Source organism: Streptomonospora alba, assembly GCF_000826685.1.
Classification (GTDB): domain Bacteria; phylum Actinomycetota; class Actinomycetes; order Streptosporangiales; family Streptosporangiaceae; genus Streptomonospora; species Streptomonospora alba.
The window spans coordinates 151214-174846 of record NZ_JROO01000009.1 but is presented as its reverse complement, the minus strand read 5'-3'; the positions used below and the strand labels follow the sequence as shown (position 1 = coordinate 174846).

The window sequence follows — 23633 nt, the reverse complement described above, 5'->3', positions numbered from 1 at the left end:
CGTCCTGGGCGCGGGATTCGCAGGCATGGCCGCCGCCGGGCGCGCCGCCCGGCGACTGCGTACCGCCCCGGCGGACATCCCTCGTCAACGCCTCCGAACACTTCGTGGAGCGCACCCGCCTCCACCAGGTCGCCGCCGGCCAGCGGCTCGCGGACATCCGCATCGCCGACCTGCTTCGGGGAAGCGGCGTCGAAACGGTCATCACACGCGTGACGGGGATCGACCCCGACTCGCGCACCGTGCATCTGGCCGAACAGCGGCACGGCCGGCGAGCGCACCGGCGACTGCACTACGACACGCTCGTCTACGCGCTGGGCAGTTCCTGGGACACCCGCGGCGTGCCCGGCGTGCAGGAGTACGCGTTCGGTGTGGCCGACGCCGACCAGGCCGCTCGGCTGCGCGACCACCTCGCCGCCCGTCTCGGCGGCGCCGAAACCGCGCCGCCCCGCGTCGAATCCCTCCCCGCGGCCGCGACCGCAGAGGACACAGCCGGTGCAGGCGCGAGAGCCGCCGGGGCGATCGCGCCCGCCCGGCCGCCGTCCCCGGAGGCGGCCCGGAGCGGAGCGGAGCTCCACCGAATCGTCGTGGCCGGCGGCGGACTGACCGGTCTTGAGGCGGCGAGCGAGTTGGCCGAGTCCTATCCGCGGGCCCGGGTCGAACTCGTCTCCGCGGAGGCGGTCGGCGACTGGCTGCCGCCGCGCTCCCTGCGCTACCTGCGCCGCTCGCTGCAGCGGCTGGGTGTAGCCGTGCGCGAGCACACCGAGGTCAGCGCCGTGGAGGACGGGCGGCTGCTGGTCGAGGGATCCGACCCGATCGGCTTCGACACCCTCGTGTGGACCGCGGGCTTCCGGGTCCACTCCCTGGCCGCCGATGCGGGCCTCGCCGTGGACGGCGACGGACGCCTGCTCGTCGACGAGTCCCTGCGGTCCGTTTCCCACCCCGAGGTCGTCGGCGCGGGAGACGCGGCAGCGGCGGCGACGCGGGGCGGCGTGTCGCGGATGACCTGCCAGACGGGGCTTCCGATGGGCATGCGGGCCGGCGACGTGGTCGCCGACGTCGCTCGCGGGCGCACGCCGCGCCGGGTCTGGCTGGGGTACGCCGCCGTCAACATCAGCCTGGGACGGCGTGACGGTGTGACCCAGTTCCTGCGCTTCGACGACACCCCGGTGCGCGCCGCGCTCACCGGCCGTCCCTCCGCCGCGCTCAAGGAGGCGATCACCCGCGGCGTGGTCACCGCCGTCCGACACCCCGGCCCCTACCTGCCGCGCATCCGGTAGAGCACGGCACCGCCGCGCGTCCCGCCCGCCCGGCCTCGACGGGGGCGCCGGGGCGGGCGGGGCCGTGTGCAAGCATGGGGCCGCCCCGGGCAGTCAGCGAGAGGCAAGGAGCGCCATGGGCGAGGACACGCTGTTCGACGAGCTCTTCTCACGGTCCCGCATCATGGCCATCCTGCGGGGCATGTCCCGTGAGCGCACCCTCCGCTTCGCCGAGCGGGCTTGGGACCTGGGCGTCGACGCGGTCGAGGTGCCCGTGCAGACTCCCGAGGCGGTGGAGGCGCTGCGCGCTGTCGCCGAGGCCGGCGCCGCCCGGGGACAGCACGTCGGCGCCGGGACGGTGATCACCCCCGAGCACGTCGATGCGGCCCGCGAGGCGGGAGCGGTATTCACCGTGGCGCCCGGCTTCGACGCCGAGGTCTCCGCCGCCTCCCGAGCGGCGGGCATGGCGCACCTTCCGGGGGTGGCGACGGCCACCGACATCCAGCAGGCCCTCCGGAACGGGCACCGGTGGGTGAAGGCGTTCCCGGCGGCGCCGCTGGGCACGGAGTGGATGACGGCGATGCGCGGACCGTTCCCGGATCTGCGGATCGTGGCCACAGGAGGCGTCGACGCCGGCAACGCCGCGGAATACCTGGCAGCGGGCGCCGACGTCGTGGCGGTCGGCTCCGCCATCGCCGACGCCGACCGATTCGCCGCCCTGGTCGAGGCGGCGGGGTCCGGTGGCGCGCGGTAGGCGCCGACCTGCCGGTGCAGGCTACGGCGCCGGGGACGGGCACCGGTGGAACGTGTCCGCGGAACTTCCCCGATCGGCGATGAGTTCCCGCGTGCCCGACGGTCTCCCCTGTCAGCACGTTGAACGCGGTGCAGCCGCGCAGAGCCGAGGAGACCGACATGTCCCAGACGCCCACCACCGAGGCCGAGAACAGCAGCTACTCCGTCACCCGCGAATTCGACGCTCCGGTCGAAGCCGTGTGGGCCGCCTGGACCGAGCCGGCGGCGTTCGCCCAGGTGTTCAACGCCGTCCCCGAGTCGGTGGTCCTGGACGTCCGCCCCGGCGGCGAGTACCGCGCCGACATCAAGACGCCCACCGGTGAGGTGCACTCCATCAGCGGCGGCTACGTCGAGGTCGTCGAGCACCGCCGCCTGGTGGAGACCATGGGCGCGGCCCCCGGGGCCGGCCTGGAACCCCAGAGCATGACCTTCGAGTTCGCCGACCTGGGCGACGGCCGCACCCGCTTGACCGTCCACCAGGTCTGCGACAGCCCCAAGACCGCCAAGATCTCCCGCCAGGGAACCGAGTACCTCCTGGAAAGCTGCGCCACGTATCTCGCAGGCGCCTGAAGACGGGTGGGACAGGGCGAAGGGGACTGACCGTGCCGGTCCGGGACCGGGGGTGGCCGCGGCGGCCGGTGGCGGCGGGCCGCCGGCCGGTCCCGCCCGCCCCGCCCCGGCCGAGCGCGCGGCGGCAGCGAGCACAGCGGAGGGGCGGCCGACGGAAGCCGGTCCCGCTGACACCGGTCCCACCGGCGCAAGCCCGGGCGCCCGACGAGGACGGCGACGGCGCCGGGTGGCCCGGGGCCGCACCACCGCATCCGCACCCGCACCGCCTGACGCCGCCCCGTCGTCCCGTCGTCCCCCCGCCAGCCCTCGCCGCCCCGCTCCGCCCCTCCGGCGGACGGGAAGCCGATCGTGGCCGTGAAGGGCATTCCCCCTCCACAGGGACATGCTGTACGCATGACCTGACTGGCTAGGCGGAGCGCCGTCGGCCTCCGGAGGACCGAGACCCGTGGGTGGGACGTGGCTGAGCGATCCGAAGAACGGGGTGACGACGCCCCGGCCGACGATGCGGGGGTGGTCGCCGCCACCGAGATGGCGGGGGCCGACGACCGCGCCCCGGCCGACTCCTCCGACGGCCACGGCGGTGGACCCGGCCGGCTCCGCCGGTTCGGCCTGGCCGTGCTGCGCGCAGTGGTCGTCCTCGCCGCGTTCGCGGGGATGGTCGCGTTCGCCGTGGCGCTGGCGCGGATCACGCTCACGCCGGTTCCCGGCGCCGTCGGCCACACCCACACGAACCTGGAACCCGGCTGGTCGTTGAAGTTCTACCTGGACGCCCCCGCTCGCGAAGCGATCCAGCAGGTCGGCGGCAACCTGGTGCTCGGCGCGCCGTTCGGCTTCCTGCTGCCCGTCCTCTACCCCGGCTTCCGCCGCATCGTCCGCACCGTCGTGCTGACCGCGCTGGTGATGCTCCTCGTGGAGACGGTGCAGGGGGCACTCGTCAGCGGCCGGGCCTTCGACATCGACGACGTCATCCTGAACACCACGGGGGCCCTGATCGGCTACCTGCTGCTGGGCCGCCGGATTTCGCGCGCCGTCCACGGGCGCAGGCGCCGGTAGCCGCCGCCTCCCTCCGCTCACTCCCCGCCGGAGCCGGCCTCGTCGGCTCCTCCCCGCTGAGGGACAGGACGCCAGTACTGCTTCTTGTGCTCGTCGCGGACGACCAGGCCCAGTTTGGCCAGCTCCGAGCGCAACTCCTCGGCGTCGGCGGCCGCCTCGGAGCCGTCCTTGCGCAGCGCGCGCTCCCGCGCCGCGAACAGCGCGTGCGCCCCGGCCGAAAGATCGGGGATTCCCTCGACCCAGCGCCGGTACTCGGCCGCGTGCGGGTCGCCGCCCTCGTGCCAGGGGTAGCCGTGCGCGCGGAACGCCGCGGCCAGCCGGCGCTCGCTCAGGTCGGTGGACTGCCCGGCGAGCTCCTCGGTGTCCGGTCCCAGTGCCACCAAGCGCTTGCCGTCCTTGAACACGGCACGGGTCCGCGACCGCGCGAAGGTGATGCGCCGGTCTCCCCGCTCGACGGTGGCGGCGTCGTCGCCGACGGTCACCGTGCCGGACTCGCCTTCGCCGATAAACGCCAGCACAAGCCCCGCGACCAGCCCTACCGCGGCGCCGCCGATGCGGGTGGGCAGATCGGGAAGCGCGGCGATCAGCTGGACCGGCCCCTCCAACGGCACCCACGGCCATGTCGCGAGCCAGCCGACCAGGCTCCGCACCAGCGCGCCGAGCCCGGCACCGAGCAGCGGGAACCCGCCCCACATGAGGACGCGCTCGCCCGTGCCGGGCGCGACGACCGTGGCTCCGCCCGGTGCCGACGCCTCCGGTTTCATGCCAGCTCTCTCCTCAGCCATAGCGTGTCCGAAACTCCCCCGCTCCTCGACTCCGATACCGCGACGACCGGCGTCACCGGCCGTCCCCCCTGCCCCCGCTGCTCTTCCGCAGCGGCCACTCCCGGATCAGCGGTCCCCGAGCCGCGCCGCTGCGGTGACCATCGCGATCCCCGCGACCAGCAGCGACGCGTTGGCGAATACCGCGTAGTCGGCGAGCCAGGGCATCCGCCCCACGATCGACAGCCGCTCCGCCGCATCCCACACCCCTGCTCCCAGAGCGCCGGCGAGTCCGACGGCGCCCTGGAGGCAGAGCGCCGCTCCGACGACCAGGCCCGCGATCCGGGCTGTCCGTGTCATGCCTCGACGCTAGGGCGCGCGGGCCGTGCGGCGCGTCGGCCGCCGGTATCGGATCGGGCGACTTCGGTCGCCCGCCGGCCGGGGGCTGTCATCCGAAGGTATTCGCCGCCGCGGCGCCGGTCGGCCGCTTGCCCGCGGCCGCCCGGCGGGAGCCGGTCGGCGGGTTAGGTTCGAGGTATGGAGGGCCCACGGACACCCAGCCCGAGTGCGGAGCCCGCCGGTCCCCGCCGCAGGCGCGGGCCGCGCGAGTGGGCCGCCGACACCGGCCTGTTCCTGGCGGCGGTGATCTACGGCCTGGCGTGGGCGATCGCGCTGACGGAGGACCCCGACGTCTCCGAGACCGCGCTGCTGCGCGAGGAGGTCGTCGGTGCGGTCGCGTGCGCGGCGGTGTGGCTGCGGAGGCGCCGACCGGTCGGTCTGGCGCTGGGGCTGATACCGCTGTCCGCCTACGCCACGCTCGCCGACGGCGCCCAGTTCGCCGTCCTGTTCACCGTCGCCGTGCACCGTTCCGCGCGCACCGCCGCGCTGTGCGGCGCCGCGACGGTGGCCGGACAGGCCGCCTACTTCCTGCTCTTCAGCGGACTCGCTCCCCCGCAGCGCCAGGCCGATCCCGGTGAAATGCAGTGGATCGTCGCGTTCACCGCCGTGATGGTCGTCGCGGTGCTGGGCTGGGGCGCGGTGATCCGGCACCGGCGCCAGCTTGTGCTGTCGCTGCGCGAGCGGGCGGCGCGGGCCGAGTCCGAGGCGCGGCTGCGCTCGGAGCAGGCGCAGATGCACGCGCGCGAGCAGATCGCCCGCGAAATGCACGACGTGCTCGGGCACCGGCTGTCGCTGCTGAGCGTGCACGCCGGCGCCCTGGAGTACCGCCCCGACGCGCCGGCAGCGGAAGTCGCCCGCGCGGCGGCGGTCATCCGAGAGAGCTCGCACCGGGCGCTGCAGGACCTGCGCGAGGTCATCGGCGTGCTGCGCGCCCCGGTGGGCGAGCTGCCGCAGCCGACCCTGGCCGACGTGCGCGGGCTGGTCTCGGAGTCGGCGGCGGCCGGGATGCGCGTCGAACTGGACGACGAGGCCGCAGGCCGCCCACCGGACACCGCGGGCCGCACGGCGTACCGAGTCGTGCAGGAGGGCCTGACCAACGCCCGCCGCCACGCGCCGGGCGCGCGCGTGCGCGTCGCCCTGCGCGGCGCTGCGGGGGAAGGGCTGTCGGTGGAGGTCGGCAACTCAGCTCCCAGCGCCGGAGGCGGCGGCGCCGACGGATCGGGCGGTGGCGACGCGGCCGCGGAGGCGGCGGTCGGCCGCGGGACCGGCGGTCCGGTCGGTGGGGAGGGTCCGGATGGCGCGGGCCGCTCGGCCGTCGCAGCGGACGCCGCCGGGCCGGCTCCGGCTCGGCACGACCCCGGCGCGCCGCACGCACCCGCCGAGGCAGGGGAAGCGCTCGCGGCCGGACCGGGCGGACCGGGCGGACCGGAGGCGCCGGAGGTGCCGGACGCCCCCGTCGGGCCCGGCGCACCGGGCGGCCAAGGCCTGCTGGGGCTCGCCGAACGCGTCACGCTCGCCGGCGGACGGCTCACCCACGGCCCCGACGACGCGGGCGGCTTCCACCTGCGCGCCTGGCTGCCCTGGAGCGAGGAGGAGGGTGCCCCAGGACCGCGTTGATCTTGTACCTACGGTCACGAGAAATCGGGCGGTCTCTACTGTTCAGTGCAAACGATGGTTTGTGCTGGGGAGGCTGTTGTGGCGAAGCCGGGTGCGTTAACGCCGGGGCACCGGCAGGTGCTGGAGAATCTGTGGGGACTGGGGCACACGATCAGCGAGATCGCCCAGGCGCTGGGAGTGGCCGTCTCCACGGTGGGCCGCGAACTCGATCGCAACCACTCGGCCAAGCACGGGGGGAAGAATCCGCTGCCGGCCACGCTGGCGCGCGGGGACGCGCGGCGCACGCGCTACCGGGTGGGCTACCGGGCCGAGTGGGCCCAGCGGCGCGCTGACAAGCGGCTGGGCCGACCCAAGCCGGCCGCGCTGGCCATCGCGGGGCGGCTGCGGCGGGTGGTGCTGGCCAAGCTGCGCCGGTGCTGGTCTCCCCAGCAGATCGCGGCATGGTTGCGGACGGAGGCGTTTGTCGACCGGCCGGAGATGCAGGTGTGCCACGAGACGATCTATCAGGCGATCTACGTGCAGTCCCGCGGTGGTCTGCGCGCCGAGCTCAAGCGGGTCACCGCCGCGGGCGGGCGGGAGGCGCTACGCAGCGGCCGGGCGGGGCGCCACCCCCAGTCCCGGGCGGCCCGAGCCGACCGCAAGCCGTGGGTGCGGGGGCTGCATATCTCCGCCCGCCCGCCCGGCCGAGGCTGAGGATCGGGCGGTGCCCGGCCACTGGGAGGGCGATCTGGTCATCGGCGCGGGAACCGCTTCGGCCATCGCCACCCTGGTCGAGCGCTCGACCCGCTATGTGCTGCTGGGGTCGCTGCCCCGCGGGCGCGATGCGGCCGCGGTGGCCGCGGTGCTGAGCGGGCTGGCCCGGCGCCTGCCCCGGCATCTGCGGCGCTCGCTGGTATGGGACCAGGGTGTGGAGTTGGCCGGCCATGCGGCCTTCACGGTGGCCACGGACTGCCCGGTGTTCTTCTGCGATCCGCATGCGCCCTGGCAGCGGGGCAGCAACGAGAACACCAACGGGTTGCTGCGCCAGTACTTCCCCAAGGGCGCTTTCGACTTCGACGATATCGACCAGGAGGGGCTGGACCGGGTCGCCCACGAACTCAACACCCGGCCGCGCCAGACCCTGGGATGGAGCACCCCGGCCCGGCGCCTCAACGAGGTGCTCCAGGCGACCTGACCCGCTTGCACTCACCAGTTGACACCAAGGCGCTGCTAATGACGGTAGGTACAAGATCAACGCTACTTAGGGCTGGGGCAGTGTGTTCCAGTCGGTGAGCACCGGGCGGCCGTGCTCCCATCCGAGGCGCGCCGTCGCCGCCGTCTCCAAGCGGAACAGGGCGCCGTGCTCCGGCGCCAGCCCCAGGCGGCGCGCTGTGAGGACGCGGAGCAGGTGGCCGTGGGCGACCAACGCGGCGTCGTCGGCCTCCGGGTCCTCCAGGACCGGGCGCAGCCGCTCCAGCACCCGGTCGGCGCGGGCTCCGACGTCCTGCACGCTTTCGCCCGGGTGCTCGGCGTCGCCCGGCACCACGCCGTCGCGCCAGACGTTCCAGCCCGGTCGCTCCCGCTGGACCTCCGCGGTGGTGATGCCCTCGTAGCCGCCGTAGTCCCACTCCATCAGGTCGGGGTCGGTCTCGACCCCGGTCAGCTCCGCCAGCTCGGCGGTGCGGCTCGCCCGCTGCAGCGGGCTGGTCAGCACCCGCGACAGCCGGTAGGAGGAGAGCAGCGGCCGCAGGGCGCGCGCCTGCTTCTCGCCCTCCTCGGTCAGCGGTACGTCGGTGCGCCCGGTGTGCCGGCGCGCGACGCTCCACTCGGTCTCGCCGTGGCGGATCAGCAGCAGTCCTCCCACGCGGCTCCCTTCCAAAGATGTTCGCGGACTCCCCGGCCTTCCCGGCTTCGCTACCGGCGAGCACGGGCTCCCATGGTCCCGCCCGCCGCTCGGCCCTGCGCGGCGGCCGGACCGCCGCGCAGGGCCGGCGGGGCTCGTCACCCGTTCAGCGACCGGTACCGGCTGACCAGGGCCGCCGTGGAGGAGTCCAGCCCCGGCACTTCCTCGCCCAACGTCAGGGCGGGCTCGATGCGCTTGGCCAGCGCCTTGCCCAGCTCGACGCCCCACTGGTCGAAGGAGTTGACGTTCCAGACCGCGCCCTGCACGAACACCTTGTGCTCGTAGAGCGCGATGAGCTGTCCCAGCACCGACGGTGTGAGCTCGCCCGCGAGGACGGTCGTGGTGGGCCGGTTGCCGCCGAAGGTGCGGTGCGGAACCTGCTCGGGCTCCACGCCTTCGGCCGCGACCTCGTCGGGGGTCTTGCCGAAGGCCAGTGCCTGGCCCTGGGCGAACATGTTGGCCATCAGCAGGTCGTGCTGGGCGATCAGCTCCGCTGCCATGCCGGGCACCGGGCGCGCGAATCCGATGAGGTCGGCCGGCACCAGCTTGGTGCCCTGGTGCAGCAGCTGGAAGTAGGCGTGCTGCCCGTTGGTTCCGGGCGTGCCCCACACGACGGGGCCGGTCGGCCAGGTCACCGGTCGGCCCGCACGGTCGACCGACTTGCCGTTGGACTCCATCTCCAGCTGCTGGAGGTAGTCGGGGAACCGGGTGAGGTAGTGGCTGTAGGGCAGCACCGCGTGCGACTGGGCGCCGTGGAAGGCGCCGTACCAGACCCCCAGCAGCCCCATCAGCATCGGGGCGTTGGCCTCGACGGGGGCGGTGCGGAAGTGCTCGTCGACGATCCGGAACCCTTCCAGCATCTCCCGGAAGCGCTCGGGGCCGACGGCCACCATCAGCGACAGGCCGATCGCCGAGTCGAGCGAGTAGCGGCCGCCCACCCAGTCCCAGAACTCGAACATGTTCTCGGTGTCGATGCCGAACTCGGCGACCTTCTCCGCGTTGGTGGAGACCGCGACGAAGTGCCGCGCGACGGCCTCCACCTCGCCGTTGAGCCCGGACAGCAGCCACGCCCGTGCCGAGGTGGCGTTGGTGAGGGTCTCCACTGTGGTGAAGGTCTTGGAGGACACGATGAACAGGGTGGTCGCCGGGTCCAGGCCGCGCAGCTTCTCGTGCAGGTCGGCGCCGTCGACGTTGGAGACGAAGCGGACCTCGATCCCCGCCTCCCCCTCGGTCTCGGAGGCGGTGTAGGGCAGCAGCGCCTCGTAGGCCATCGCAGGCCCGAGGTCGGAGCCGCCGATGCCGATGTTGACGACGGCGGTGATGGCGTCGCCGCGGTGCCCGCGCCAGGCGCCCGAGCGCACCCGGTCGGCGAAGGACGCCATCCGATCCAGCACCCGGTGCACCCCGGGCACCACGTTCTCGCCGTCGACCTCGACGACCGCGTCGCGCGGCGCGCGAAGGGCGGTGTGCAGCACCGCGCGGTCCTCGGTGGTGTTGATCCGCTCGCCGCGGAACATGGCGTCGCGCAGCCCGGCGACGTCGGAGGCGTCGGCCAGGGCGTGCAGCAACCGCAGGGTCTCGTCGTTGACCAGATGCTTGGAGTAGTCCAGGTGCAGGTCGCCGACCTGCACGGTGTAGCGGCCGCCGCGTTGGGGGTCGGCGGCGAACAGGTCCCGCAGGTGCGCGTCCCCGAGCTTCGCGCGGTGCTCGGCCAGCGCCGTCCATTCGGGCAGCCGGTCCGGGCGCGTGCGCTCGTTCGCGGTCGTGTCGGGCATCGGTCTCGCTCCTCGCATGTCCGTTCGGATGTCGTGCTCTGCGGGCCGCCGTCGGCCGAGCGTCCTGTCGAACGCCGCCGGAGCACACCACTACCCGGAATCATGCACGCTTGCCCTCCCCGCTGCGCGCCGTGTCGCGCCCCGACTCCTCCCGCGGGGTTTCCCGCGTCCCGAACCGGCGGCGGGATCGGTTCCGGTGCGGGGCCGGGTAGGGGAGTCGGTGGCAGCGCGGCGCGCCACGGCCCGCCGGGAGGCCGACCGTGGCATACCGGGAAACGGGCCGCCCCGGCCGAGGCGGCACCCGTCGCGTCCCGCCCGAGGCGGGCCGCACGCGAGCAGAGGGAGCATCCGTATGGTGAACGATCAATACGACGCCGTGGTCATCGGCATGGGACCGGGCGGCGAGGTCGCCGCATCGCAGCTCATCAAGGCCGGCAAGCGTGTCGCCGTGGTCGAGCGCGAACTCATCGGCGGCGAGTGCGGGTACTGGGCCTGCATCCCCTCCAAGACGCTCCTGCGCCCGCTGGAGGCCGCGGCCGGCGCCGCTGGAGTGGCAGGGCTGGACGGGCCGCACCCCGACTGGGCGGGCATGCGGTCCTACCGCGACACCATGATCCGCCACCTGGACGACTCCAAGCAGGCTGAGGGCTACCGGTCCCAGGGCGCCGCCGTCTTCAGGGGCAGCGCGCACCTCGTCGACCGCGACCCGTGGGTGGTGGCGGTGGACGGGCACCGGCTGACGGCCGAGCATGTGATCGTGGCTACCGGGTCGTCGGCGTCCAAGCCCCCGATCGAGGGCCTGGAGGAGGTCGAGGTCTGGACCAACCGGCAGGCCACCACGCTCGAGGAGATCCCCGGCAGCGCGGTGGTGGTCGGCGGCAGCGCCGTGGGAGTGGAACTGGGCCAGTTCCTCGCCCGTATGGGCTGCTCGGTGACGATGGTGCAGCGCGGCCCCGCGCTGATGGACCGCGAGGAGCCGCGCGTCGGCGAACTGGCGGCCGAGACGCTGCGCGGCGACGGCGTCGACGTGCGCACCGGGACCGCGCCGCGCCGTGCGTACCGGCGGGGCCGCGAAAGCGTGCTGGAGCTGGACGACGGCTCCGAGGCGGTCGGCGACGTGGTGCTGCTGGCCACCGGGCGCAGCCCGCGCCTGGAGGGCCTGGAGCTGGACCGGGTAGGCGTCGAGACCGGGCGCCGGGGTCTTGCGGTCGACGAGCGCTGCCGGGCGGCGCCGGGCCTGTGGGCGGTCGGCGACGTCACCGGCGTATCGATGTTCACCCACGTCGCGAAGTACCAGGGCCGCATCGTCGCCTCCAACATCCTCGGCGGCGACCGCACCGCCGAGTACACCGGCGTTCCGCGCGTGGTCTTCGCCGATCCCGAGATCGCCGCGGTGGGGCTGACCGCCGAGCAGGCGCGCAAGGAGGGGTACGACCCGGTGTCGGCGGAGGTCGACCTCACCGAAGGGCTGGCCCGGCCCTGGACGTATGAGACCTCGCCGCGGGGCCACGCCGGCGTCGTGGCCGATCGGACCGGCCGCGGGCTCCTGGGTGCGTGGGCCGTGGCCCCGCTGGCGGGCGAATGGATCCACACGGCCGCTCTGGCGGTGCGCGAGGGCATCGGGATCGACCGGCTGCGCGAAGGCGTCTTCCAGTTCCCCACCTACAGCGAGGGCTACATGCTGGCGGTCGAGGCGCTGGACATGTGACAGCGGGGCGGCCCTCGCGGGCCGGCAGAGGGGTGCCCGATCGAGCTCGACCCGTCCGGAGACTGGCGCGCACGTGTAACCGATGCCACAGTCGGACAGAGGAGTTTTTTCGAATCGCGGTCCAGGTCGTGCCGTGGTGCGCCGCCCGGATCGAGGGGATACGGCGCCGGGAGTGGGCTCGGGCACGGGACCTGCGCCCGGTGCGGTAGGCGCGGTGCCGCCTGCGGGAGGACGACGGGCGGCGCGGCGCCGGGCAGACTCGGCCCGCGAAGAGCCGACGGCACGAGGGGCGGTCCTGATGAGAGCCGAGACAGCCGGGCGCGCGGGCCGCCGGGCTGCGCGGCGCGCGGGAACCGCCTGGCCCGTGCCCCTGCTTGTGATCCACGGCGCGCGGCTGTGCCCGCCGGCGGTGCGAGGGCTCTCGGCTTCCTCGGCGTCGGCGGCGTCCGCGCTGTCGTCGGCTGCGGCCGCCCCGCTGCGGTGGGCACGCGCCGGGGCGTCGGGCCGATCGGTGCCTCCGTCCGCCGGTCCGCCGCCTCCCGGCGGACCCGAGCCGGCACAGGCCTCGGCCCGCGTTCCCACGCAGCGCGTTCCGGCGCTTCCGGCCGTCCCGGTCCGGACGCCGCTGCCCCGCCCCCCGGTGCCGCCGGGCGCCGGTGCGCTCCAGGAGCCCGCGCGGCGCCGCCGCGCGCAGAGGGTACCGAGCACGGCGGCATCGTGGCTGCGCGCCCTGGGCTCCGCGTGGCGTCCCGCTGCCCTGTGGTGGTTGCGGGTGGCGGTACTCGTGCAGGTGGCGGCCGCACTGGCGCGGTCGGCGACGGTCGGCGCCGCGTCCACCGAGCCCGCCGGACTCGGCGCCGGGTTCCTGGACGGTCCGCTGCTGTGGCCGCTGCTGGCCGCGGGGGCGGTGCAGGCGGCAGCGGCGGCGGCGATCGCGGCCTGTGCGCGGGTCTCGTGGTGGCCCGCGGTGTTCAGCGTGCTGCTGCTGGTCGGCGGCGTGGTGCAGGGGCGCCTGGAGTCCGTGGAGCCGCTCTACCTGCTGCTGTTCGGCGCGGTGCTGGTGGCGCCGGGGCTGTGGGTGGCGCTGTGGGCGTGGGGCTGGCGCTGGCCGGTTCCCGGTTCCGCCCTCGATCGCCCCGAGGCGCAGGCGCCCGCGCGCGCCGACTGACGCCGTCGGGGGCTCAGCTTTTCCAGGCCGGGTCGTAGTCGGGGTGGGAGGCGTAGACGGCCGCCAGGTGCTCCAGCGCGCGGCGCCATGCGTGCAGCGCCGACCAGACTCCGTCCTCCTCGGCGGCGGACTGGGCGCCGTTGTCGAGGGTGTCCATGCACTCGCGGTAGGTGGCCGTGTACTGCTCGACGATGCCGCGTTTGGCGGCGACGTCGGCGCGGACGCGCTCGGGCCCGCCGGTACCCGGCGACGCCGCGTGCGCGGCCTGCTCGTCCTCCGCCAAGCGCGCGTTGAGGAACTCGACGATCGTCACCCTGCTCCACTCCTTCCGCCGGAGTCCACTCCCATCGACGCCCCCGACCGCCCGGGCGTTCCACCGCTGCCACCGACCTCGGAGCAGCGGCGCGCGCCGCGTCGGCCCACCGCGGGGTTTCTCCCCCGATGCCCGTACCTCACTCCTTGTATGGCAGTGGTCCGCAGATTGTACGGATATCCGCTGCGGCCGGTGGTGACGGCTCCGTAGAAGAGCGCGGCATGCACACACGGGCCCCACTGCGCCGAGCCCTACACGCACCCCTCGAACTGGGGAACGCTGGTGTTGATGTCCAGGCCGCTGTCGCCGAACCACTTGCGCAGCAACCACGCCGCGGTGCCGTCCTGGTACATCCGGGTGATGGCCCGATTGACCGCCTCGCAGCCGGCGACGTCCTGCCTGGCGATGCCCACTCCGTACTTCTCGTTCGTGAAGGCCGCGTTGACCAGGTTGAACGACGACGGTGCCGTGTCCAGGTAGCCCGCAAGGACCAGGTCGTCGGTCGAGACGGCGTCGACCTCGCCCGCGGCCAGCAGGTCGATGCAGTCGCCGTAGGTGGGGCGCTCCACGCTCTCGGCGGCGATGCCGCGCTCGCCGATGATCCGGTCGGCGGAGTCGGAGTCGGCGCCCTGGCACAGCACCTTGCCCTCCAGGTCGGCCGGGCCCGCCACGGAGGTGTCGCCGGCGCGGAGCAGGATGTCCTGGTGGGCGACGTAGTAGGGCCCGCCGAACGCGACGACGGTCTTGCGCAGCGGGGTGATGGAGTAGGTGGCCAGCACCAGGTCGACCTCGCCGCGGACCAGCACCTGTTCGCGCTCCTGGGGGCTCACCCCGGTGAAGTCCACCTCGGCCCGCTCCACACCCAGCTCGTCGGCGATGTAATGGGCCACGTCCACGTCGAAGCCGGCGAACGTGCCGTCGTCGGCGCGCAGGGCCAGCCCCGGCTGGTCGGTCTTGACGCCGATGCGCAAGCGTTCGGCGTCGGTGATCGAGGCGGGCCGGCCCACGGCCTCGGTGCACGATCCCGACGCGGCCAGCACCAGCGCGGCGGCGGCCGCGGTCAGCAGTCGGCGCAGTCCCATCGGCCCTCGCCTTTCTTCGCGGTCCTCCGCTGCACCCCTCCGCCCTCCTGTGGTCTCCGCCGGCACGCCGCCGACCGTGCCGAGGCCCCCGCTAGCGGTACTCGGCCAGCCGGGGCCGTACACCCAGCACCACCAGGGCCGCGAACCCCAGGCACGCGCCAGGCAGGATCGCGTCCCAGCCGCGCAGTCCGGCGCGGGCGTCGGCGACGGCGGTTTCGAAGGTGTTGGTGTGCAGCGCCGTCAGCTGCACGAGAGACCGCTCATAGCGGTCGAAGTGGTCCGCCACCGACTCCTCGCCCGCCATGCGGGCGTCGATGGCCGCGCCGGCGCCCTCCTCTTCGGCCCGGCCGCGCATCCTTTGGTCGGCGTGCAGGTAGGCGCTGTAATCGCGCAGGGCGCGCCGCTGGGCCTGCTCGCGGCCCTCGACTCCCCCGGCGTGGATCTCCTGCCCCAGCAGCCCGAGCAGCCGCCCGGGGTAGGCGGTGTGGTCGGGAACGGCCTCGGCGACCTCGGCGGTGTATTCCTCCAGGTCGCCGGGCACGCCGTCGTCGTCGGGAACCAGGAACAGGACCATCTGCGCGTCCTCCAGGAAGTTCTGCTCGTAGATGTCGGCGCGGCCGGGGTCCATCAGCCACCGGCTCTGGTCGGCGTTCATCCCGGTGCTGATGGCGCGGGCGCGCGAGAGCGCCAGTACCGAGTCGAGCCCGTCCGCCTTGGCGGTGCGCAGCAGGACGGCCTGCTGCTCCAGCATGCCGATCGCCCCCAGGCCCAGCACGAGGACACCGGCGGTCGCCGCGGCCAGGGGGATGTTGTAACGGCGCCGGAAGCGGGTGCGCAGGAAGTACTGGAGGGCGAGAAGCGCCGCGAGCAGGGCGGTGGCGGCCCCCGCGACGAGGGCCATCCGCACCGACGCGGCCGAACTGTTCTCCTGGTAGGTGCTGCGCACGGTGGCACCGCTGTCGAGGGTGAGGTTGTAGGCCTTGGGCAGCAGGTCGCGGCGCATCAGCTCGCCCGCCCGCCGATAGAGCCGCACGACCTCCTCGGGCTGGGAGCCGGCGGGGAGTCCGGCTTCGTCGCTGAGCAGGCGCGCCTGGGCCACGAGGTTCTCGTAGCGGCTCATGTCCTCGATGACGGCGCGGACGTTCTCCTCGTCGGTCGCGTCGCCCTCGGCCAACTGGGCCGCGTGCAGGAGCGCGTCGGTGGCGTCGGAGCGGCGCTGCTCGTAGCGGACCAGGGCGGCGTCGCGGCCGTCGCCCAGGGAATGGTCGGAACCCATGAGCAGCACGTTGGCCATCTGGGCGTCCATGTCGCTCAGCGCGAAGTACAGATCGGCGGTGGCCACCACCTTGGGCCCCTCGTCGCGGCCGATGACGTCCAGCCCGTCCCGGGTCTGCGCGATCGCCGAGCCGGTGACGGCGAACAGCACGCCGGTGAGGCCGAGGCACAGCACGCTGAGCAGCCACACCCAGCCGCGGGTGCCGGGCCGCCCCACCCACGCCGGCAGCCGCGTGCGGGGCCGCGCCCGGTCGGCCGCCCGCGTGGCCAGGCGGTCGGCGATCTCGGGGGCCTCGGTGCTGCCTTTCACCACTCCGCCTCACCCCCGCTGGTGGTGCAGGGCGATGACGGTCCAGGCGCCGACGTAGATGCGGTCGGCCTCATGCAGGGGCACCTCCGTGTTGGACGGGACCGCTTCGGCGGTTCCGTTGAGGGTGGTCCCGTTCGTGGAACCCTCGTCGACCAGCACCCAGCCTCCGCCGGGGCGGGCGATGAGCATGGCGTGGGTGTGGGAGACGGCCGGGTCCTCGGGAGGTCCGGCCAGGTCGATCTCGGGGTGGATGCCCAACGTGAGGCTGCGCCGCCCGATGCGGACGCGGGCGCGGTTCAGCGGCATGCGGCGCTGCGGCGCGTGGGCGGGGAATGCGATGACCGCGGGGTCCAGTACACCGCCGTCGGCCATGGCCTGGTAGTAGGCGGGGTCGGCGCAGACGATCGCCCACCAGGTGGAGCGCTGCGGTCCCGCGGCGGCTCCGGGCTGCGGTGCGCTTCGGGCGGTACCGAGCACGGCGGTGCCGTCGTGCTCGGCGGGGTGGGCGGGCCGGTTCGGGGTCAGGGGCAGCGGCGAGGCCTCGGTGCTGTCGGCGGCGGTGAAGTCGTGGCCGCACTCCTCGCAGAAGCGGCCGTCGCGCACGGCGGCGCAGTCGGGGCAGGTCTCGTCAGTGGCGGGCGCGTCGGCGCCCGGACCGGTCGGCGGCTGGGTGGTGGGCAGTCCGCACACGTCGCAGCGGACGCGGGCGGACGAGAGGTGTCCGGCCGGACACGTCGGCATGATCGGCCCCTTCTTCCTCTCACACGGCCCCCGATTCGCGGTCGCCCGCGCGCGTGCGCTCCGTTGTGGTCGTGCAGGTCTCCGGCGCCGCCTCGGAGGCTCCATCGAGCGCCCGCAGCCGTACCGTGCCCGAGGCCGTTTCGGCGGCCCCGGCGGCGGTGTCGAACGGTCCGGCGGCGGCCGTCCCGTAGCGGGCGGGCGCCGGCGCCCGCCCCAGCCGCACGGTGGCGGTGTCGGTGTCGTCGTCCGGACGCGTGTGCAGCCCCTCCTGCACCGCGCGGGAGGGCCCGTCGTAGACGCCGGCGGTCGCCGGGCCCAGGTCGGCCGGACGGTCCTCGTCGATCCACTCGGCGAGGACGTCGCCGCAGACCGCGACCTGCGGGTCGGCGCCTGCGGTCAGCACGCGCAGGCGCGCCGCACGCATCCGCCGGCCCGGCTGCGCGGACGGCACCCGCAGGTGCAGGTGGTAGGCGCGGCTCTCGTCGGCCCAGGAACCGGCGGGGTAGCCGCCGGTGCGTGGTCCGCAGGGCGTGCGCCGATCGGTGAGGTCGCAGACGCCGGGCGCGATCTGGACCAGGGCGGCGACCCGGGCGCCGCGGGGCGTCCACAGCCGCAGCGCGACCTCGGCGGCCGGTGCGGGACCGGCGGCCGGGGCGGGCGGAATCCGGGTGACGCGCACGACCGCGTGCACATCGCCGCCGCCCGGCGGCAACCGCCGGTCGCCCTCCACCCGTACGGCGAACTCCGGTCCGCGGCCCGGCACGAGACCCGTGGCGGCGGTCATCGCACCCCCTCCCCCGTTCGGGGGCCGGGTACGTCGATCACCACGGCCGTGACGTTGTCGCGCCCGCCGCGCTCCAGCGCGAAGCGGACACACGCCCGTGCCGCGGCGAGCGGGTCGGCCCCGGCGCCGCGCACGAGCCCCGCCAGCTCGGCGGGCTCGGGCAGGTGGTTCCACAGTCCGTCGCTGCACAGCAGCAGGCGGCCCGCGCCGCCCGGATCGAAGGCCGCCACCCGTCCGGCGGCTCCGCTGTAGTCGGCGCCCAGCCACGCCGTCAGCGTGTGGGCGTGCGGCGAGACCGCCGCCTCTTCGGGGCTGAGCACGTGCATCGCCACCATGGCCTCGCTCCAGGAGTCGTCGCGGGTGAGCAGGGCCGAGGGTGCGGCGGGGCGGCCCTCGCTGACCCAGTAGGCGCGGCTGTCGCCGACCCAGGCCACGCCCAGCGGCCCGCCCGACGCCGGCACCGCGGCGCCCACGAAGGTGCAGGCGGGCGCCTGGCCGGGGGCCTCGGCGAGCGCCGCGACGGTTACGGCCGCCCGGCGCAGCGCCGCGCTCAGGGCCTCGGCCGTGCCCTGGCCGCTCTCCAGCGACGCGGCCAGGGCCGTGGCCCCGGCCTCGACCGCGGCCGCGGCGGCGGAGTCGGGGCGCGGCGAGGAGGAAACCCCGTCGCAGACGACTGCGGCGGTCGCCGACCCGGCGGCCCGATCGCCCGCGCCCGGCAGGTCCACGGCGCGCAGGGCCATGGCGTCCTCGTTGCGTTCGTGGCGCAGTCCGCGGTCGCTCACCCCGGCGGCACCCGTCCCCAGTCGCAGCTCGCTGTGGTCGCCGGTGCGGCGGCGCAGCCCGCATTCGGTGCAGGCGCCCCCGCTCACGCGGGCGCCGCAGCGGGCGCAGGGGGGCTGCGAACCGGCGGTGTCCGGGACGGTCGGGGCCGCAGCGACACCCCCGGCGCCCGGTGCGCCCTCGCCGCGCAGGGCGTGGCCGCAGTGCTCGCAGAAGGCGTCCTCGGCCGCGACGGCGTCACCGCACACCGGACAGGTCAGCACGCTGCGCGCCTCCCCTCTGCCGCGTACGCGCGGTCTCCCGCGCAGTGCGGCCGAATCCGGCGGCCGGCGGCGCCATCGGACCGCGCCGACCGCGCGGCGGTCCTCCCCCGGACCGCGGCCCCTCGGGCCGTGTCCCCCCGGATACGGCCATACCCGCGCCGGACGGTGGGGCTAACGCCCGGCGGCGGATCCGCGGCGGGGCGGCCGGTCACAGCAGCGTCCTCGGCCGTACGGCGTTGGCCCGATCCACGAGTTCGCGGCGACGGATGGCGTCGGTGGTGATGCGGGCGCGCTCGCGGTAGCTGCGCTCCAGGCCGGCGCGCAGCCCTTCCTCGGTCATCGGGGCTCCCAGCAGCCGGGTGTACGCGGGCTCGGGGGCGCATCCGGACAGCACCCAGTCCAGCGCGCCCCGCAGCACGCGGGCGTTGAGGCGGTCGCGGGCCTCGCCGCGCAGTCCCAGGCGGCTCAGGCGCCCCACGGCGTCCAGGAACACCTCCTCCGACACCGCGCGCGGGTCCCTGTCGATCACCAGCACGCTCACCGCCGCCATCTGCGCGGCGATGTAGACGCTGGAGAGCTCGGGAACCATGTCCAGCACCTCGACGGCCCCGGCGGGGTCACCGCGGGCCAGACGGATGCGGGCCAGGCCGAACCCGGCACTGACGTAGGAGCGGTCGGTCAGCCACACGATGCGGTAGAGCCGCTCGGCGTCGGCGTGATCCCCGGTCAGCTCGCAAGCGGCGGCCAGGCCGAGCTTGGGCGCCGCCTCGCCGGGCAGGTGGTCGAACAGCTCCTCGAACCGCTCGCGGGCGTCGCAACCGTCGCGGGCGCCCAGCGCCATGACCGCCCAGTACCAGAACGGCCGCCAGTCGCCGGGCGCGCAGGCGCCGAACTCCTGCAGCCGGTGGGCGGCCTCCTCGCGGCGGCCCAAACCGATCAGGGCGCGGGCGAGCATCAGCTGCGCCTCGGGGGTGGGGTCGGCGTCGCCTTCCAGAGTGGCGGCCAGGTCCTCGTCGGGCAGTGTGGCGAGCCCTTTGAGCTGGGCGGCGGCCTCGTCGGCGGAGTCGACGAGCGGAAGCGGCAGGGCGGCCGCGGCGCGCTCGGGGCCGGGCGGACCCAGCAGCCGGTCGGTCTCGTCGATGACCCGCACCAGGTTGCCCGAGGTGAACAGCGGGTGCTCGGCGCCGAACAGGGCCGACTGGGCGGGGTGCGGGCGGCCGTGCATGCCGGAGAGGACCTCGCGCAGCACACCGGTGAGCTGCTCGGCCATCTCGGCGGCGTCGCAGAAGCGCAGCGAGGGTTCGAGCTGAAGCGCCCGGCGCAGCAGCCGGTCGTAGGAGGGGTAGCGCCGCAGCACCGGCACGGACTCGGCGTCGGGCAGGTCGTGATCGTAGGCGCGGGCGAAGTCGAACCGGAAGCTGAGCACGGCCAGGCAGCGCGCCACCGAGTACATGTCGGCGCTGACGGAGGGGCCGGTCTCGCGCAGCTCCCGCTCGGGGACGCGGTAACCCACGGTGGTGTAGACGGGGGTGACCAGGTCGTCGACGGGACGCACCGCTCCCAGGTCGATGATCTTGATCTGCTCCTCGCTCTGGATGACGTTGTCGGGCTTGAAGTCGCAGTAGAGCAGGCCCTTGCTGTGCAGGTGCCCCAGGGCGCGCAGCGCCTCCAGGCCGTAGGCGATCACCCGGTCCACCGGCAGGCCGTCGGCGCCGGGGTTGCGCGCCCGGTGCTCCAGGAGCAGGTCGCGCAGGGATTTGCCGCCGACGTACTCCATGACGATGTGGCCGGTGGGCACGCCCGTCCGCGGGTCCGGGTGCTGCACGAAGTTGTAGATCTTGACGACGTTGGGGTGCTCGACCTCGGCCAGCACGCCGCGTTCGGCGGCGGCGGACTTGTGGGCCTCGGCGTCGCCGACGTTGAGCAGGCCCTTGAGCACGACCCACCGGTCGTTGACGTTGTGGTCGCGGGCGAGGTAGATCCAGCCGAGCCCGCCGTGGGCCAGGCAGCCGAGCACTTCGTACTGGCCGGCGACCAGGTCGCCGGCGGCAAGCTTGGGGGTGAAGGAGAACTCGGTGCGGCAGGCGCGGCAGTAGCCCTCGGTGCGGCCGGGGCGCCCGTTGCGGGAGCGGCCCACGGCCTCGCCGCAGTAGCCGCAGACGCGGTTCTTCTCGGCGACCACCGGGTCGCTGAGGACGGCGCTGGCGGGGTCGCGGTAGGGCACGGGCGGCACCTGGACCATGCCCAGCCCCAGCAGCCCGCGGGAGGAGGGTGCCCCGGGGCGGCTCACGGTGCCGACGGCGGGATCGGCGCCCTCCCGCGGCCGCGGCCCCGATGAGCCGGACGCCCCGGAGGCCCCGGACAGGCGGGACTCGCGCAGGCTGGACGCGGGGCCCGAGGCGAAGGGGTCCTCGACGTCGGGGGCGTCGGGGGAGCGCTCCGGGTCCGCAGCCGGCGCGGAGGGCCCGCCGCCGTGCTCGGCCGGGCTGTCGCCGTGGGCGAGGGGCGGCGCCGAGGGCGGGCGGGGCGCGGGGGCGGTGGGCGCCGCCGCTGTGGTGGTGGTGCCGGAGACCCGCGGGGCGGGGACGATCGCCTCGGAGGCGAGCGGTGCCATGCCGCACTGGTCGCAGTAGCCGTCGTCGATCACACCGGTGCAGTCGGGGTCGGTGCACTCGGTCATCGGCACGCTCCTGTGGTCTTGTGGGCGCAGCTCTCCCCCGCGCCGACGCGGTGGGGCGGATCGGCGCACCCCGCTCCGGCGCCGTCGTGTCCGGCGCGCGGGCGGCGGTGCCGCGGAGCCGCCGTGCGCTGCGGGCGCGCCGGCGGCGCCGACCGCGTCGCCGTCGTTCCGGGCAGAGCACCGCACGCTTGTCGCGATCCGAGTCTTACCCCGTTGCCGGCGCTCCACAAGCGGACGCGGCAACGGCGGCCGTATCCGGCCGGTGATGCGTGGCTTACGGGGCGGTCAGGCGGATCAGCCGAGCCAGCCCGGGCGCACCATGCCGGTCTCGTAGGCGATGACGACCAGCTGGGCCCGATCGCGCGCGCCCAGCTTGGTCAGCACCCGGCTGACGTGGGTCTTCGCGGTGGCGGGGCTCAGCGTCAGGCGGCGGGCCAGTTCCTCGTTGGACAACCCGGCGGCGACGGCGGCCATGACCTCGCGCTCGCGCTCGGTGAGCGAGTTGAGCCGGGGCGCCGGCGGCGGATCCTTGATACGGCCCGCGAACTCGCCGATGAGGCGGCGGGTGACCGAGGGCGCCAGGAGCGCGTCGCCGCGGGCGACGACGCGCACACCGTGGATGAGCTCTTCGGGCTCGGTGTCCTTGACCAGGAAGCCGCTGGCGCCGGCCTTGAGTGCGCCGTAGACGTAGTCGTCGAGGTCGAAGGTGGTCAGGATGAGGACCTTGACGTCGAGCAGCCGCTCGTCGGCGGCGATGCGGCGGGTGGCCTCCAGGCCGTCGAGGACCGGCATGCGGATGTCCATCAGCACGACGTCGGGGCGCTCGGCGCGGGCTGCCCGCACGGCCTTTTCGCCGTCATCGGCCTCAGCGACGACGGAGATGTCGTCCTCGCCCTCCAGCATGGAGCGGAAACCGGCACGCACCAGCGTCTGGTCGTCGGCGAGCACCACCGTGGTCATGCGTGCCCCGCTTCCGTCTCGGCCGCGGCCTGTTCTCGGCGCGCTGCCCCCTTTGTTACCAGTCCACGGCCCCTGCGGGGAGCCAGGGCGGGCGCGTCACGGCGAATCGGAGCCAAGAGGCCCGGAGGCACGCCCGTCGGAGGTGGTGGAGGCGCCACCGGACGGCGCGGCCAGCGGGAAGGAGGCGTGAACGGCGAAGCCGGGGGCGTCCCGACGCGGTCCTGCGCTGCAGGTGCCGCCGACCGCGGCGGCGCGTTCGCGCATCCCGCGCAGCCCGTTGCCTTCGGGCGCGGTCTCCGGCGGCGCGCCGCGACCGTCGTCGGTCACCGCCACGCGCAACTCGGTACCGCCGGAGACCACCGACACAGCGGCCTCGGTCGCACCGGAGTGGCGCAGCGCGTTGGTGAGGGCCTCCTGGACGATGCGATAGGCGGCCAGGTCCACGGCGGCGGGCAGCGGCGCGTCGGCGCCTTCGGCCTCCAGCCGCACCGGCAGCCCGGCGGCCGTCGTCTGCTCGGCCAGTTCGCCGACCCGCGCCAGGGAGGGCGCGGGCGCGGTGGGCGCGCCGCCGTCGACCTGGCGCAGGACGCCCAGCGTGGAGCGCAGCTCCCGCAGGGTGTCGCGGCTGGCCTCCTTGATGCGGTCGAGCGCGTCGTAGGCGGCTTCGGGGTCGTCGCGGCGGTGCGCGGCGGCCCCGGCCTGCACGTTGATCAGCGAGATGCTGTGTGCGACCACGTCGTGCAGCTCCCGCGCGATGCGCAGGCGCTCCTCGGTCGCACGGCGGCGCGCCTCCTCCTCGCGGGTGCGTTCGGCCTCGGCGGCGCGCTGCTGGACCTCGCGGACGTAGGCGCGGTGGCTGCGGGCGATCTCGCCCGCCAGCAGCAGCACCAGGGCCCAGCCCACCACCGACAGCGCCCGCACCGCGTCGAAGGCGAGGATCTCCGCGACGCCGGAGATCACGAATACGAGGGCGACGGAGGCGAGCGCGGCGACGCGGTTGCCTGTGGCGCTCAGCCGCACCACCGCGGCCACGAACCCCAGCCAGGCGACCCAGACGTCGGCGTCGGCGAGCATGTAGTAGCCGATGACACTGAGCCCGACCACCACCGCGGCGGTGCGCGGGAACCGGGTGATCACCGCCAGGGCGACGTTGCCCGCCGGCAGCACCGCCAGTCCGGGTTCGAGGCCCTGGCCGTAGGCGAAGAGGAGCTGCACCGCGGTGACGGTGGCGGCCACCAGCAGGTCGGCGGCCCAGGCGGGAATCCGCAGGCGGCCGATCAGCAGTGTGGTGTCGGGGTGCTCGGCCCGTTCCGCGGCGTCGCCGGACGCGGTCGAGCGGTCGCGGGCACCGGTCCCGCTCGGCCTCGACGGGATCACCGCCGCCCCCTGCGCCCGCGCCGTTCTTGATCCGCGCCTGCAGCGATGTCGCGCCCCATCACCCCTCCATCGGATTGCGGCCGCCCG

The 23633-nt window shown here is 74.9% G+C and carries 20 protein-coding genes and 1 pseudogene; 8 read left to right on the top strand and 13 right to left on the bottom strand.

Features of this window, described 5'->3' with window-relative positions; translation table 11 throughout:
• The first annotated feature begins 104 nt into the window (after positions 1-104).
• From LP52_RS05800 to LP52_RS05785, 4 genes are all read left to right on the top strand, one after another.
• Positions 105-1277 carry an NAD(P)/FAD-dependent oxidoreductase gene (locus tag LP52_RS05800; RefSeq protein ID WP_084722933.1) on the top strand — a complete coding sequence of 391 codons (1173 nt, stop codon included), beginning with the start codon at positions 105-107 and terminating at the stop codon, positions 1275-1277.
• Between the two features lie 115 nt (positions 1278-1392).
• Positions 1393-2010 carry a bifunctional 4-hydroxy-2-oxoglutarate aldolase/2-dehydro-3-deoxy-phosphogluconate aldolase gene (locus LP52_RS05795; protein ID WP_040271372.1) on the top strand — a complete coding sequence of 206 codons (618 nt, stop codon included), beginning with the start codon at positions 1393-1395 and terminating at the stop codon, positions 2008-2010.
• Between the two features lie 158 nt (positions 2011-2168).
• A complete protein-coding gene (locus tag LP52_RS05790) occupies positions 2169-2618 on the top strand; it encodes an SRPBCC family protein (protein WP_040271371.1) in 450 nt (149 codons plus the stop codon).
• Between the two features lie 456 nt (positions 2619-3074).
• Positions 3075-3671, top strand: a complete 597-nt coding sequence (locus tag LP52_RS05785) for a VanZ family protein (RefSeq protein WP_202966048.1) — start codon at positions 3075-3077, stop codon at positions 3669-3671.
• A gap of 17 nt (positions 3672-3688) precedes the next feature.
• Here LP52_RS05785 and LP52_RS05780 read toward each other — a convergent pair whose 3' ends face one another.
• On the bottom strand, positions 3689-4435 hold the full coding sequence (locus tag LP52_RS05780) for a YqeB family protein (protein WP_040271367.1): 747 nt from the start codon (positions 4433-4435) through the stop codon (positions 3689-3691).
• Between the two features lie 126 nt (positions 4436-4561).
• Positions 4562-4792: a hypothetical protein gene (locus LP52_RS05775; protein ID WP_040271366.1), complete on the bottom strand. Its 231-nt coding sequence runs from the start codon at positions 4790-4792 to the stop codon at positions 4562-4564.
• A gap of 177 nt (positions 4793-4969) precedes the next feature.
• Between LP52_RS05775 and LP52_RS05770 the strand changes: the two genes are divergently transcribed.
• Both LP52_RS05770 and LP52_RS29095 read left to right on the top strand, forming a co-directional pair.
• Positions 4970-6448 carry a sensor histidine kinase gene (locus tag LP52_RS05770; RefSeq protein WP_052809483.1) on the top strand — a complete coding sequence of 493 codons (1479 nt, stop codon included), beginning with the start codon at positions 4970-4972 and terminating at the stop codon, positions 6446-6448.
• A 78-nt stretch (positions 6449-6526) separates the two neighbouring features.
• Positions 6527-7622: pseudogene (locus LP52_RS29095) on the top strand (IS30 family transposase).
• 66 nt (positions 7623-7688) lie between these two features.
• Here LP52_RS29095 and LP52_RS05760 read toward each other — a convergent pair.
• Both LP52_RS05760 and pgi read right to left on the bottom strand, forming a co-directional pair.
• Positions 7689-8291 (bottom strand): histidine phosphatase family protein, encoded by a 603-nt coding sequence (locus tag LP52_RS05760; RefSeq protein ID WP_040271365.1) that lies wholly within the window; start codon positions 8289-8291, stop codon positions 7689-7691.
• 137 nt (positions 8292-8428) lie between these two features.
• Positions 8429-10123, bottom strand: a complete 1695-nt coding sequence (gene pgi, locus LP52_RS05755; RefSeq protein WP_394298184.1) for a glucose-6-phosphate isomerase — start codon at positions 10121-10123, stop codon at positions 8429-8431.
• Positions 10124-10457: 334 nt separating this feature from the next.
• Between pgi and LP52_RS05750 the strand changes: the two genes are divergently transcribed.
• Together LP52_RS05750 and LP52_RS27105 are read left to right on the top strand one after the other, a co-directional pair.
• A complete protein-coding gene (locus tag LP52_RS05750) occupies positions 10458-11813 on the top strand; it encodes a dihydrolipoyl dehydrogenase family protein (RefSeq protein ID WP_040271362.1) in 1356 nt (451 codons plus the stop codon).
• Between the two features lie 772 nt (positions 11814-12585).
• A complete protein-coding gene (locus LP52_RS27105; protein WP_157036221.1) occupies positions 12586-12981 on the top strand; it encodes a hypothetical protein in 396 nt (131 codons plus the stop codon).
• Between the two features lie 13 nt (positions 12982-12994).
• On the opposite strand, the gene LP52_RS05740 is transcribed toward LP52_RS27105, so the two are convergent.
• The 9 genes from LP52_RS05740 to LP52_RS05700 all read right to left on the bottom strand — a co-directional run bounded on the left by LP52_RS05740 (position 12995) and on the right by LP52_RS05700 (position 23546).
• Positions 12995-13294 carry a DUF6221 family protein gene (locus LP52_RS05740; protein WP_040271358.1) on the bottom strand — a complete coding sequence of 100 codons (300 nt, stop codon included), beginning with the start codon at positions 13292-13294 and terminating at the stop codon, positions 12995-12997.
• A gap of 251 nt (positions 13295-13545) precedes the next feature.
• Positions 13546-14376 carry a glutamate ABC transporter substrate-binding protein gene (locus tag LP52_RS05735; protein WP_040271357.1) on the bottom strand — a complete coding sequence of 277 codons (831 nt, stop codon included), beginning with the start codon at positions 14374-14376 and terminating at the stop codon, positions 13546-13548.
• Between the two features lie 91 nt (positions 14377-14467).
• Positions 14468-15961 (bottom strand): hypothetical protein, encoded by a 1494-nt coding sequence (locus tag LP52_RS05730; RefSeq protein WP_052809480.1) that lies wholly within the window; start codon positions 15959-15961, stop codon positions 14468-14470.
• 9 nt (positions 15962-15970) lie between these two features.
• Positions 15971-16702: an FHA domain-containing protein gene (locus LP52_RS05725; RefSeq protein ID WP_040271355.1), complete on the bottom strand. Its 732-nt coding sequence runs from the start codon at positions 16700-16702 to the stop codon at positions 15971-15973.
• A gap of 19 nt (positions 16703-16721) precedes the next feature.
• The gene (locus LP52_RS05720; RefSeq protein ID WP_052809479.1) at positions 16722-17486 is read right to left on the bottom strand and encodes a hypothetical protein; all 765 of its coding nucleotides are present in this window, start codon (positions 17484-17486) and stop codon (positions 16722-16724) included.
• Complete coding sequence (locus LP52_RS05715; protein WP_040271353.1) at positions 17483-18529, bottom strand: PP2C family protein-serine/threonine phosphatase; 1047 nt, start codon at positions 18527-18529, stop codon at positions 17483-17485. Before LP52_RS05715 ends, LP52_RS05720 begins: the two co-directional genes overlap by 4 nt.
• Positions 18530-18737: 208 nt before the next feature.
• Positions 18738-21209 (bottom strand): serine/threonine-protein kinase, encoded by a 2472-nt coding sequence (locus tag LP52_RS05710; RefSeq protein ID WP_040271351.1) that lies wholly within the window; start codon positions 21207-21209, stop codon positions 18738-18740.
• Positions 21210-21503: 294 nt separating this feature from the next.
• Entirely contained in the window at positions 21504-22169 is a 666-nt protein-coding gene (locus tag LP52_RS05705) for a response regulator transcription factor (RefSeq protein WP_040271350.1), read from the bottom strand.
• Positions 22170-22265: 96 nt separating this feature from the next.
• Positions 22266-23546, bottom strand: coding sequence for a sensor histidine kinase (locus LP52_RS05700; protein WP_238580745.1), 1281 nt, complete (start codon positions 23544-23546; stop codon positions 22266-22268).
• Positions 23547-23633: the final 87 nt, after the last annotated feature.